A 13,239-nucleotide genomic window follows, 5' to 3' on the forward strand; every position below is an offset into this window, starting at 1 on the left:
AGGGTGGTAAGCTGTGACAATTCGGAATGTTACTGTTGTGGGTGCCGGCGTAATGGGGCGCGGGATTGCGTATGTTTCCGCGCTAGCCGGTTTTTCTACGATGTTAGTAGATGTAGCGGAAGACAAGTTGCATGAAGCATATGAGTCTATTAAACAGACAGCGAAAAAAGGAATGGACCGTGGCAAGGTGACAAGTGAACAAGCAGATAATCTAGTGGCAAACTTAAACACGACAATATCACTTGAAGCGGCCGTTATACATACAGATCTCGTAATCGAAGCAGTACCGGAGAAACTAGCTTTGAAGAAACATATTATGGAAATAGCTGAGGCACACGCCCCTAGTCATACAATTTTTACCTCCAACACATCGACAATCAGTCCAACTGAGCTTGCATCATATACCAAACGACCCGAGCAATTTGCGGTGATGCACTTCTTTAATCCAGTTCACCGGATGCACCTTGTGGAAATGGTCAGAGGATTAGATACGACAGATGAAACGATTGCTGTCATACGTAGTGCTGCAGAGCAAATGGGCAAGGAAACCGTGGAAGTGAATGAGTTTCCGGGGTTTGTAACAAGCCGCATCAGTGCACTAGTTGGTAATGAAGCATTTCATATGTTGCAAGAAGGTGTTGCAACAGCTGCGGATATTGATAAAGCGATTCGTTTAGGGTTGAATTATCCAATGGGCCCGCTAGAACTTTGTGATCTTGTCGGGTTGGATGCACGGCTAAATAATTTAAACTATTTACATAAAACCCTTGGGGAAAAATATCGCCCTGCACCACTTTTAGAACAATATGTGAAGGCAGGACGGCTCGGTCGAAAAACGGGCAAAGGGATTTACGACTATACAAATACGAGTGAGTTGATGAAAAAATGAAGGAAGTCGTGATTGTTGATGCTGTTCGTACACCAATTGGCAGATATAGAGGAGTATTAAAGGATATCCGCCCTGATGACCTTGGCGCGGTTGTTATTAAAGCATTACTTGACAGAAATCCGAACCTTCCAGCTGAAGCGATTGAAGACGTGGTACTTGGCAATGCCAATCAAGCCGGAGAGGATAACCGTAATGTTGCGCGCATGTCTGGGTTGCTAGCCGGATTGCCTGTACAAGTTGGGGGAACGACGATTAATCGGCTTTGTGGATCCGGGCTTGATGCAGTGATGTATGCAGCCCGAGCAATTGCTGTTGGGGAAGGCGATATTTTTATTGCTGGTGGTACGGAAAGCATGACGCGTGCACCATTGGTCATGGCAAAAGCTGACAAAGCGTTTCCGCGTGGCAATAATCAGCTTTATGATACAACGATTGGCTGGCGTTTCACGAATCCACAGCTTGAAAATGAATATGGCGCAGATTCCATGCCACAAACGGCGGAGAATGTTGCGGTTGATTATGACATTTCTCGGGAAGCACAGGATAATTTTGCGTATGAAAGTCAAATGAAGGCAAAAAAAGCGATGGAAGCGAATCGTTTTGCCGAAGAAATCGTTCCCGTCATTTATCATGACCGAAAAGGCAATCAAATCACCGTTGCAACCGATGAACATCCGCGTCCAGAAACATCATTGGCAAAACTCGGTAAACTGAAATCAATTTTTGACGCTGGAACGATTACGGCCGGAAATGCATCGGGCGTCAACGATGGTGCGTCTGCATTATTGGTTATGAGTGCTGACAAAGCTAAAGAATTGAACCTAAAGCCATTGGTGAAATATAAAGCTGGTGCTACAGCTGGATTAGAACCACGAGTAATGGGGCTTGGACCAATTGAAGCAACACGAAAAGCGCTTGAGCGAACAAATATGAGTGTTGCTGAATTGGATCTTGTGGAGTTGAACGAGGCATTTGCTTCTCAATCAATCGAATGCATTCGTCAACTAGAGCTTGAGCCAACAAAAGTCAATGTCAACGGTGGAGCCATTGCTTTCGGTCATCCACTAGGCGCAAGTGGAGCACGTATTTTAACAACACTAATCCATGAACTAAAAAAACAGCACAAACAATTTGGCCTAGCAACAATGTGCGTTGGAGTCGGCCAAGGAATCGCAGCAATTATTGAGAATATCGAAGCATGATGTGGGAGGGGGGACATGGGGACAGGTCCCTTGTCCCGGTCCGGGCGATGGCGGGCGCAGTATCCATGCCGCACTCTCAGGCCAATTGGTGAAGTGGGACGCGGGACCTGTCCCCATGTCCCAGCCAAAAAGGAGCGTGTGATATGTCGAGTGTTTTGCTAGAGAAGGATAACGGTATTGCGTATGTAACGATTAATCGGCCGGAGGTTTTGAATTGTTTTGATTATCAAACGCTTTGCCGGCTTCAGGAGGTGACGGATGAAGTTCATCTAGATCCTAACGTGAAAGTTGTTATTTTTACCGGTGCAGGGGATAAAGCCTTTAGCGCAGGAGCGGATTTGAAGGAAAGAAAAACATTGGGTGAAACAGAAGTCCGAAGAAATGTAAAAGCAATTCGGGATGCTTTCCATCGGATCTCATCATTGCCACAGCCAACAATTGCTGCAGTCAACGGGTATGCTTTTGGAGGAGGATTCGAGTTAATGCTCGCGTGTGATTTTTCCATTGCTGCTCGTGGCGTGAAAATGGGGCTTACCGAAACAAGTTGGGCCATTATTCCAGGTGCTGGTGGTACACAGCGTCTAGCCCGGTTAATTGGTGAAATGAAAGCAAAGGAACTTATTTTCACGGCAAAAAAATGTACCGCTGAAGAGGCGCTCGATTTAGGAATTGTTACACGAGTTGTGGATAAAGCTGAACTTCTCGCTTCCTGTCAACAATTTGCCGCGGACATTATGAAGAATGGACCCGTCGCAATTAAACAGGCTAAATATGCGATAACACAAGGGATGAACACCGATATCCAAACAGGTCTAGAAATCGAAGCAAAAGCATATGAATTAACGATTCCAACCGAAGATCGCCTAGAAGCATTACAAGCATTCAATGAAAAACGAACCCCGAATTTCACAGGAAAATAGACTGGGACATGGGGACAGGTCCCTTGTCCCAGTCCAGGCGATGGTGGGTGCGGCAGCTATAACGCGCTCTTAAGCCAATCAACACGGTGGGACGCGGGACCTGTCCCCATGTCCCACATCATTCAAAGGAGGAAAAAAATGAATCCTATTTGTGGGTTGCTAAACATTACATATCCGATTATTCAGGGTGGCATGGGAAATATCAGCAATGCCCCGCTAGCAGCTGCTGTTTCTGAGGCTGGTGGGCTGGGAACGATTGGCTGCGGTACAATGCCACCTAACGAAGTTGAAGAAATTATTCTTGAAACAAAAACACTTACGAACAAGCCGTTTGCACTTAATATTGCGATTAATGTAACGCCATTTATCAATCAATTAATTGAATTGGTGTTGAAACATCAGATCCCTGTTGTAACATTGTCCGCCGGCAATCCTGCAACCTACATACCGATTTTCCATGAGCATGATGTGACAGTGCTGACGGTAGTAGCGTCTGTTAAACATGCGAAAAAAGCAGAAGCAGCTGGTGCAGATGCTATTGTCGCAGAAGGGTTTGAAGCGGCCGGTATTAATTCAAACTACGAATTAACCACGTTTACATTGATTCCTCAAATTTCCCAGCATGTTACAATTCCAGTCCTTGCTGCTGGAGGTATTGGGGATGGAAAAGGTCTGGCAGCAGCTCTTATGCTCGGGGCAAGTGGTGTACAGCTTGGAACCCGTCTGATTGCAACGAAAGAATCTCCTTTTCACGATGTTTATAAGCAACAGTTAATTGAATCAGAAGGAACGCAAACAGCCATTATTGGGCGTTCACTTGGCCAAATGCGCCGTGTATTGAACACGACCTACGCCAAAAAAATACATGACCTTGAGAAAAGTGGGATAACATTGGAGGAATATCGTACCTTAACATCGGAAACCCATCATCGAAAAGGGGCACTCAGTGGTGACTTGGTGGATGGTTTTCTGAATGCGGGTCAAGTGACAGGATTAATTACGAATGTTGCCAGTGTTAAAGATCTCCTTGATGGAATGATCCACGATGCGAACGAGCAAATACAACGTTCAGCAGGGTTATTAGGGGCACAATCCAGCCCCACCTAAGTTGATAAATCCTATATTTACAATAAGTAAACTTTTCAAAAAATATTGACCATGTTATAACAAAGTGATATAATAACGTATAAATAACGTCATGTCACAAATTGGAATGCAAATACTTTAGGGACGTGGGGATAGGGACGTGGGGACAGGTTAAGTGTCCCAATAGCTTTCTCAACGGGGGCATAGGATGGTGCGTGGGACACTTAACCTGTCCCCATGTCCCAGCAAATGAAAGCGCTTTATTTTATTTTTGCAGGAGGATGGTTATGGGGTTCGTTCAGGAATCAACAATTACAGAGGATTTTGCGTTGCTTGAAAAGATGGTAGATCATGAACAAGTTGTATTTTGCAATGATCCAACTAGTGGCTTACGAGCAATTATTGCAATACATAATACAACACTCGGACCTGCACTTGGTGGGTGCCGGATGCGACCTTATGCGAATCTTGATGAAGCACTAGATGATGTGTTACGTCTAGCAAAAGGCATGACATACAAATGTGCCGCAGCGGATGTTGATTTTGGCGGTGGGAAGGCGGTTATCATTGGCGATCCACATACAGACAAGACACCAGAACTTTTCCGTGCTTTTGGTCAATTTGTTGATTCGCTTGGAGGTCGTTTTTACACGGGAACAGACATGGGAACAACGATGGATGATTTTGTCTATGCCAAAAAAGAAACAAATAATGTCGTTGGCATACCGGAAGCATATGGCGGTGGGGGCGATTCCTCCATTCCAACGGCCAAAGGTGTTTTATACGGCATCAGGGCCACGAATAAGATGCTGTTTGGAAAAGAAGAGCTAGGCAATGCAACTTATGCTGTCCAAGGACTCGGCAAAGTGGGATTCAAAGTTGCGGAAGGTCTACTCCAAGCAGGAGCTAATATTTATGTAACGGATATTGATGAGGATAACGTTGCCGGAATTTTAGAAAAGGCAAAAACAACAATGGGGTCAGCCCAATTCGTGCCAAGTGAGGAAATTTATATACAGGATGTTGATGTCTTCGTACCGTGTGCGTTTGGTGGGGTAATTAATGATGATACACTGCAAAAACTAAACGTGAGAGCAATAGCGGGGTCAGCAAACAACCAATTACTGACAAATCAACATGGGATAGAATTGGCAGAAAAAGGGGTCCTTTATGCTCCAGATTATATTATTAACGCTGGTGGGCTGATTCAGGTTGCTGATGAATTGTATGGTGCGAATAAAGAGCGGGTACTGCTGAAAACGAAAGAAATTTACAATGTGCTTCTCAATGTGTATCAGCAAGCAACAAAGCAAAACCAATCAACAATGGAAGCTGCCAATCATATTTGTGAAAAAGTGCTCGCAATTCGTGAAAAACGCAACAGCTTTTATACATCTTCCACCAAACCGAATTGGGATATACAAAAATAAAAGGGAGGGGAGCAGATGGAAGTAAATTATCCAATTAAACAAATCATGGACGACAAGGGAAATTTCATTGATGATTCGTACAATGTGCAAATCGATGCCCGACTTGTGGAAACGATGTATTACCATATGTACCGGATCCAGACTTTTGATCAAAAAGCGATCAGTTTACAACGTCAGGGGCGGATTGGAACGTATCCACCATTTGCCGGTCAAGAGGCAGCCCAGGTTGGCAGTGCCTTAGCGCTTGGAGAGGGGGATTGGATTTTTCCAACGTATCGTGATCATGGTGCAACCTTAACATATGGTACCGACATGACGCGGATGTTTCTTTACTGGAATGGTCAGTTGGAAGGATGTATCCCGCCGAAAGGAAAGAATATTTTTCCTGCTGCGGTACCAATTGCCTCACAAATTCCGCACGCGGTTGGTGCATCATGGGCTGAAAAAAGGAAAGGAACTGATCGGATCGCCCTTGCTTACTTTGGAGATGGCGCAACGTCGGAAGGTGATTTTCATGAAGGCCTCAATTTTGCAAGTGTCTTTAAAACACCAACTGTATTTTTTAATCAAAATAATGGTTATGCGATTTCTGTTCCAACCGAAAAGCAAATGAACTCAAAAACAGTGGCACAAAAGGCCTTAGCTTATGACATGCGAAGTGTTCGGGTTGATGGCAATGATTGCTTTAGCGTTTATTTTGCAACGAAAAAGGCGATTGATTTGGCCCGTGCTGGCGAAGGACCAACATTGATTGAAGCTGTCACATGGCGGGCAGGAGCACACACGACAGCGGATGATCCAGATAAATATCGCTCAGCTGAAAAAGGCAAGGACATTGTGGAGCCACTTATACGCTTAGAACAATTCATGAAAACAAATGGCTTTTGGCAGGAAGCGAAAATTTCTGAAATGCAAGCCACTGTGAAGGCGGAAGTTGACACAGCAGTGGAAGCAATGGAAAATCACCCGGGAGCAAAGGTGGAAGATTTGTTTGATCATGTATTTGCGGAACTTCCGGAGCAGCTTGTGACGCAGAAGGAATCTTATTTAGCACTTTTGAAGGATGGGTGATACAAGGCTTTCAAAGGAGGGATGATGAACGTGGCAATGGAAATGAAACAAAAAGAAAAAAAGAATGTGAAGACAAAAACGTTAACAATGATCCAGGCCATTAATGATGGCATAAAAACCATGCTGGAAACGGATGATACGACAATCGTTTTAGGAGAAGATGTTGGGAAAAACGGTGGTGTATTCCGAGCAACAGAAGGGCTGCAGGAACAATTTGGCGAAGAACGGGTTGTTGATACGCCACTTTCAGAATCTGGTATTATTGGTACCTCAGTTGGTCTTGCGGTTAATGGATTTAAACCAATTGCTGAGATTCAATTTATGGGCTTTATTTACCCAGCTTACAACCAGATTATGACACATGTATCTAGGTTGCGCATGAAAACAATGGGACACTTTTCGGTACCGATGGTGATTCGTGCTCCATATGGTGCAGGAATTCGAGCACCAGAAGTGCATTCGGACAGTACAGAGGCAATTTTTACGCATATGCCTGGGTTAAAAGTAGTCTGTCCATCTTCACCTTCTCAAGCAAAAGGATTGCTTATTTCCGCTATTAAGGACCCTGATCCGGTACTATTCTTAGAACCAATGCACAATTATCGTGCTGGTCGTGAGGAAGTTCCGACTGGAAAATATACAGTCGAGATCGGCAAGGGAAGAAGGCTACATGAGGGCACAGATGTAAGTATCATCGCCTGGGGTGCAATGATTCCGGTTGCGGAGAGGGCGAGGGAACAAGCTGAGAAAAAGGGTATTTCTTGTGACCTTATTGATTTGCAAACATTATATCCACTTGATCGCACTTTAATTGCTGAATCGGTACAAAAAACAGGAAGAGCAGTCATTGTTCATGAAGCACAAGCGACAGGTGGGCTTGGTAATGACATTGTTTCAACAATCAATGATACAGCTTTTTTATATTTACGTGCTCCGATCGAACGGGTGACTGGTTTTGATGTTCCTGTGCCGTTCTTTGGCTTGGAAGATCACTATCTCCCCACAGCTAAACGTGTTTTGAAGAGTGTTGAGAAGGTTGTTAATTTTTAAGATTCCTACTTATCCAATGTAATCAGAACCATCAAGCTGATTCTAACCAGACAAAACTAGGAATAATTGAACCAATCTCATTTGTACGTCCACATCCAGATAAAAACTCTATTCTAAGGCATGACAAAAGGCTATCACAAGCACGTTCATCACGTATTCACATAAAAGCACAATTGCAACTGAAAAGTTTAGAATATAAATTATTTGGCTAATAATCCGTTTTATATACAAATAGTCAAAAAGTTGTGTTATAATTTTTCAAACTTTTAAAATAATAAGAGGGGGAATACGTATGAAAAGATGGTTGTTCATAATGGTTGCAATACTGGGTATAGTCGTACTAGCTGCTTGCGGTTCAGATGAATCTTCTGATGCTAAGGGTTCCAGTGATGATGGCGAGCAAACGGAGGGTACAGAAGAAAATACGGATGAGTCAGAAGATAAGACCTATCACATTGGGGCTACCCAGATTTTGGAGCATCCATCACTTGATGCTGCTTATGAAGGCTTTAAGACAGCGCTGGATGATGCGGGATTAAATGTAGAATATGATTTCCAAAGTGCACAAAATGATCAAAATAATGTCAGCACAATTAGCAATAAATTTGTTTCTGATGGTGTCGATTTGATTTTTGCCAATTCTACACCTAGTGCACTTGGGGCTTTGCAGGCAACAAGCGATATTCCAATCTTGTTTACATCTGTAACAGATCCAGTTGAAGCAGGGTTGGTGGAATCGATGGATAAGCCAGGGGAAAATATTACTGGGGTAACAGACCTTCATCCAGACGCGATTAAGAACACAGTCGAGTTTATCGATAAGTATTTTGAAGGTGCTTCCGTCGGGTTGATTTATAATGCGGGGGAACAAAATTCTGTATCGCAAATTGAATCGGTTAAAGAAGCTGCAGATGGGACGAGTTTGAGTTTCGTTGAACGAACGGTTGCTAATTCTGCCGAGGTTCAGCAAGCAGCAAGCACAATTGTTAGTGAAGCGGATGTCATCTACATTGTAACAGATAATACAGTTGTATCCGCATTGGAAACCGTTGTCGGTGTTACCAATGAACAAGATATTCCATTGATTGTTGGGGAGCCAGATTCATTGGCAAAAGGTGGATTTGCCACATATGGAATCGACTACAACACAATCGGTTATCGAACAGGGGAAATGGCTGCGGAAATTTTAACAGGGGAAAAAACGACCGCGGATATTCCGGTTGAGTATCCACCAGAAATTCAATTATTCATTAATAAACAAGCAGCGGAAGAGCAAGGTATCGAATGGAATAGTGACTGGGACGAGGCAAAATTTGTAGAGCAAGAATAGTAAAGGATCAGGGGGTTTTTAAAAAAATAAAGGCTGTTTCATCAAGGTCTGAATTCCTTATGAGGCAGCCGTTTGTTTCTTTTTTTAGCGTGGTAGAATAAGTGGAAGTATTTGTCTTTTAAAGCTGCGAGAAGGAGGGAAAAACATGCTTTTATCTTTATTTAATGCAATCGAACTAGGTGTAATCTATGCACTAATGGCATTAGGAGTCTACTTATCTTTTCGCGTCTTGGATTTCCCCGATTTAACTGTTGATGGAAGTTTTGTAACAGGCGCGGCAGTTGCTGCGATTTCGATTATGAATGGTGTGCCACCGATTATTGCAAGTCTTTTGGCAGCCTTAGCTGGGTTTTTAGCAGGCTGTGTTACAGGGGTGCTACATACGAAAGGGAAAATTAACGCGCTATTGTCAGGGATTCTGATGATGATTGCCCTTTATTCTATTAATCTCAGAATCATGGGACAGCCGACATTGTCCCTTTTAAATGGAACAACTATTTTCAAACAGCTTGAATCGGTTTGGGCAGCAACTGGGTTGGATCAGTTATTAAATGGTGTGTTAACGTTCTTCGGTGCGGATCGTGTACCACCAACTTGGAGTATTGTCATTGTAATGATTTTCATAACACTCGGTTTCAAGTTATTGACGGACTACTATTTGAAAACAGAGGTTGGCCTGGCATTAAGGGCTACTGGAGATAACCAGGTGATGATTCGAAGCCTTTCCGCAAATACGGACTGGTTAATCATTGTTGGTATTGGTTTTTCTAACGGACTTGTTGCGTTATCAGGTGGTTTGATTGCACAACATGGAGGATTCGCTGATGTAAACATGGGGATCGGCATGATTATTATTGGCTTAGCTTCCGTTATTATTGGAGAGGCACTATTTGGTACCAAGACAATTGCTAGGGCAACATTAGCTGTTGTTGGTGGTGCAATTATTTACCGAATTGTCGTTGCGATGGCACTGCGGGTTGAATTTTTGGAAACAGGCGATATGAAATTGATCACTGCATTGCTCGTAATCGCCGCATTGGTGACACCAAAAGTTTTAGCGGCAAGGAAAGAGAAAAAGCGCCGTTTGGAAAAGCGTGCCAGCCTTAGCCAGGAAAAAGTAAGGGAGGTGTAAATTTTGCTTCAAATGAAAAATATCTCAATTACATTTAATGAAGGAACACCAGATGAAAAGAAAGCATTACAGGGCGTAGATTTGGAACTAAAGGAAGGCGAATTCGTTACCGTAATTGGCAGTAATGGGGCAGGTAAGTCGACACTAATGAATGTTGTCTCTGGAAATTTAATCCCGGATGTTGGCGATGTGCTTATCAATGACAAGCAGGTTGTTCATTTACCGGAGTACAAACGCTCGGCCTATATTGGTCGTGTTTTCCAGGATCCAATGGCCGGCACAGCACCATCCATGACCATTGAGGAAAATCTAGCGATGGCATATGCGCGTAATAAGAAAAGGAAATTGAAACCAGGTGTTACGAAAAAACGGAAGGAAATGTTTAGGAAAACTTTGGCATCGTTAAATCTGAACTTGGAAGATCGGTTAAACGCCAAAGTCGGCTTTCTTTCCGGTGGGGAACGGCAGGCGCTATCATTATTGATGGCTACTTTTACTGAACCAAACATTTTGCTGCTTGATGAGCACACAGCAGCATTGGATCCTTCCCGTGCAGAATTAATCACCAAACTAACCGATGATGTCATCAGCAAATTTAACTTAACAACATTAATGGTTACCCACAACATGCAGCAAGCACTCGATTTAGGCAATCGGCTGATTATGATGGATAAAGGCCAAATTATCCTAGATGTAAACGGAGAAGAAAAACAAAAATTAACCATTGAAGACCTACTAAAAGAATTCCAACGCATACGAGGCACCAAATTCGAAAGCGACCGCGCAGTATTAGGCTGAACGGGATATGGTTGGCCGCGCGGCGGGACATGGGGACAGGTTAGTTGTCCCAGTCCGATTTGCAGGCGTGGTGCGGGATAGAGGGTGGGACAACTAACCTGTCCCCACGTCCCAGCTCTTGAAATCATGAGGTTTGTGTGTTACGTTAAAGTTTAATTAAATATTTCTTGTTTCAATATGTTTGAAGTGAGGATAGAGGCGCAAGGGCCATCAGTACACAATGTGAGGAAAATGGGTTCCAATGACGATTGTGGAAAGGGGTGATTTGCCGAAGCGGAGAGAATCTCATGTTCTTGAAGCTGGGACTGTGTTGAATAAATACAGGACTGTCATATAGGTGACTATATGAAGGGCTATCTTACGCAGGAAGCGATCGTTTCTACTGCAACAGCGAAGCCCTCGTTGTTGCTTTTTTTGCGTTTGCTTTGCGATACCCTTACTACCTTACTTACTAAAAAATATGTAAAGGGTGTGTCGTCATGGATTTTGGTAAAGTTTTAACTGCAATGGTTACCCCATTTGATCAAAATGGAGAGATTGATTTTGACGCTACAAGTAAATTAGTGAATCATTTAATTACAAATGGTTCTGATGGACTAGTGATTGCCGGAACAACTGGGGAAAGTCCTACACTAACAACCGATGAAAAAGCGGAATTGTTCACCTATGTTGTTAAGGTTGTCAACGGTAGAATACCTGTTGTCGCTGGGACCGGATCGAATAGCACGAAAGCTTCTATCGATTTAACAAAAAAGGCGGAAGAAGCGGGCGTCGACGGTGTAATGCTTGTCGCACCTTATTACAACAAACCATCACAAGAAGGATTGTTTCAACATTTTAAAGCTATCGCAACGTCCACATCACTACCAGTTATGCTTTATAATGTACCTGGCCGAAGCGTTGTTGCGATAGCGGTAGGGACAGTTGTTCGATTAGCAGAGATTGAAAATATCGTGGCTATAAAGGATGCGAGCGGTAATTTGGATGCAATGGCGAAAGTGATTAGCCAAACCCCTAATGATTTTACACTATACAGTGGAGATGATAGTTTGACATTACCAGTTATGTCCATCGGTGGAGCAGGCGTTGTCTCTGTTGCTGCCCATGTCGTGGGGAATGAAATGCAGGAAATGATCAGCCATTTTAACAATGGTGATACACAAGCGGCGGCTTTGATGCATCGAACGCTTCTCCCAGTGATGAAGGCATTATTTGCCCAACCAAGCCCATCACCTACTAAAGAAGCACTAAACCAAAAAGGCATCCGCGTTGGAAATGTTCGATTGCCAATGGTACCTTTAACAGAAGAAGAAAAAAGGGGATTACAAGCGATTCTGAGATAGATTGGGACAACGGGCTGTTGGCAGGTGGGACATGGGGACAGGTTCCTTGTCCCACCCTCTAACCCGCGCCACTCCGCCAAATCAGACTGGGACAACAAACCTGTCCCCACGTCCCCCAAAAGTCTGGCTGTAAAGTAGGTGTTGTTAGATGAATGGTAGGCAAAAGGATTTGTTGCGTGTTTTGTTAATGAATTCTGAGATTTTTTTACATATTGATAGTCTTGCTGAGGATCTTCATTGTTTGGAAAAAACGGTGAGGAATGATCTTAATCTGATTGAAACATTTTTGCGAACCTATCCAAGTGCAAATCTTGTGCGTAAACCTAGAGTGGGATTGAACTTGGAAATAGATGAGGATGAACGGGCTCAAATATTTCAAAGCCTCTTTCAGACAAATTCTAAATCAGAGGAAGAACGTATCATTAAAATCGCCTATCGTTGTTGATTCGTGATAAACCGATTACGCCCAAATGGTTGGCAGAACAGCATTTTACAATTAAGGCAACGATCAAGAAGGATTTGCAGAAAATTTCCGAGTGGATGCAGGAGTTTGAACTTTCGCTTGTTTCCAAACAGAGGATTGGTAGTATTGTAACAGGTTCCGAACTTAAAAAGCGAAATGCCTTGGCACATTTATCGGAGCTCATGTCTTCTGTCACCGAGAGGAATTATGTGCTTGATTTATTTCCACCCTATGAAATCACAACGGTGAGAAAGGTTCTAAAGGATTTACAGACTCAATACGGGGTGATTTTTATCGCTGGTGGATTTGAAAGCATGCTCATTCATACCTTCATTATGATCAGAAGGACAAGACAGCAATCAAGGGTAGTCATCGGCATTGGGCGTTCTTGGTTAATCTATTGAAAAAGGATATTCATGTAGACGATATTCAAACTGTTGACCTTGAGGAAGATGATGAGGATGCAAAGGCTGAACAAGGGGTTACGGAATATGGTGCATCCGAAGCATCTGAAGCGGTGAATGT

13 protein-coding genes and 1 riboswitch are annotated in these 13,239 nt (G+C 43.3%); all 13 genes read left to right on the forward strand.

Annotation, left to right across the window (positions count from 1 at the left end):
* The first annotated feature begins 13 nt into the window (after window positions 1–13).
* The 13 genes from ACW2QC_RS06620 to ACW2QC_RS06680 all read left to right on the forward strand — a co-directional run bounded on the left by ACW2QC_RS06620 (window position 14) and on the right by ACW2QC_RS06680 (window position 13,118).
* The gene (locus ACW2QC_RS06620; protein ID WP_457543192.1) at window positions 14–889 is read left to right on the forward strand and encodes a 3-hydroxyacyl-CoA dehydrogenase; all 876 of its coding nucleotides are present in this window, start codon (window positions 14–16) and stop codon (window positions 887–889) included.
* Window positions 886–2,091, forward strand: coding sequence for an acetyl-CoA C-acyltransferase (locus ACW2QC_RS06625; RefSeq protein ID WP_457543193.1), 1,206 nt, complete (start codon window positions 886–888; stop codon window positions 2,089–2,091). Before ACW2QC_RS06620 ends, ACW2QC_RS06625 begins: the two co-directional genes overlap by 4 nt.
* 143 nt (window positions 2,092–2,234) lie before the next feature.
* The gene (locus tag ACW2QC_RS06630; RefSeq protein ID WP_457543194.1) at window positions 2,235–3,011 is read left to right on the forward strand and encodes an enoyl-CoA hydratase-related protein; all 777 of its coding nucleotides are present in this window, start codon (window positions 2,235–2,237) and stop codon (window positions 3,009–3,011) included.
* Window positions 3,012–3,149: 138 nt separating this feature from the next.
* The gene (locus tag ACW2QC_RS06635; protein WP_457543195.1) at window positions 3,150–4,118 is read left to right on the forward strand and encodes an NAD(P)H-dependent flavin oxidoreductase; all 969 of its coding nucleotides are present in this window, start codon (window positions 3,150–3,152) and stop codon (window positions 4,116–4,118) included.
* Window positions 4,119–4,384: 266 nt separating this feature from the next.
* Window positions 4,385–5,527 (forward strand): Glu/Leu/Phe/Val family dehydrogenase, encoded by a 1,143-nt coding sequence (locus ACW2QC_RS06640; RefSeq protein ID WP_457543196.1) that lies wholly within the window; start codon window positions 4,385–4,387, stop codon window positions 5,525–5,527.
* 15 nt (window positions 5,528–5,542) lie between these two features.
* Window positions 5,543–6,598 (forward strand): pyruvate dehydrogenase (acetyl-transferring) E1 component subunit alpha, encoded by a 1,056-nt coding sequence (gene pdhA, locus ACW2QC_RS06645; RefSeq protein WP_457543197.1) that lies wholly within the window; start codon window positions 5,543–5,545, stop codon window positions 6,596–6,598.
* Window positions 6,599–6,634: 36 nt separating this feature from the next.
* Entirely contained in the window at window positions 6,635–7,648 is a 1,014-nt protein-coding gene (locus ACW2QC_RS06650; RefSeq protein ID WP_457543239.1) for an alpha-ketoacid dehydrogenase subunit beta, read from the forward strand.
* Window positions 7,649–7,940: 292 nt separating this feature from the next.
* On the forward strand, window positions 7,941–8,978 hold the full coding sequence (locus tag ACW2QC_RS06655; protein ID WP_457543198.1) for an ABC transporter substrate binding protein: 1,038 nt from the start codon (window positions 7,941–7,943) through the stop codon (window positions 8,976–8,978).
* Between the two features lie 145 nt (window positions 8,979–9,123).
* Window positions 9,124–10,110, forward strand: a complete 987-nt coding sequence (locus ACW2QC_RS06660; protein ID WP_457543199.1) for an ABC transporter permease — start codon at window positions 9,124–9,126, stop codon at window positions 10,108–10,110.
* Window positions 10,111–10,122: 12 nt separating this feature from the next.
* Entirely contained in the window at window positions 10,123–10,908 is a 786-nt protein-coding gene (locus ACW2QC_RS06665; protein WP_457543240.1) for an ABC transporter ATP-binding protein, read from the forward strand.
* Between the two features lie 185 nt (window positions 10,909–11,093).
* A riboswitch (Lysine riboswitch) is annotated at window positions 11,094–11,272 on the forward strand.
* A gap of 115 nt (window positions 11,273–11,387) precedes the next feature.
* Entirely contained in the window at window positions 11,388–12,251 is an 864-nt protein-coding gene (gene dapA / locus ACW2QC_RS06670) for a 4-hydroxy-tetrahydrodipicolinate synthase (RefSeq protein ID WP_457543200.1), read from the forward strand.
* A 148-nt stretch (window positions 12,252–12,399) separates the two neighbouring features.
* A complete protein-coding gene (locus ACW2QC_RS06675) occupies window positions 12,400–12,696 on the forward strand; it encodes a hypothetical protein (RefSeq protein ID WP_457543201.1) in 297 nt (98 codons plus the stop codon).
* The gene (locus ACW2QC_RS06680; RefSeq protein WP_457543202.1) at window positions 12,690–13,118 is read left to right on the forward strand and encodes a hypothetical protein; all 429 of its coding nucleotides are present in this window, start codon (window positions 12,690–12,692) and stop codon (window positions 13,116–13,118) included. Before ACW2QC_RS06675 ends, ACW2QC_RS06680 begins: the two co-directional genes overlap by 7 nt.
* Window positions 13,119–13,239 lie beyond the last annotated feature (121 nt).

It is taken from the genome of Virgibacillus sp. FSP13 (assembly GCF_054048505.1).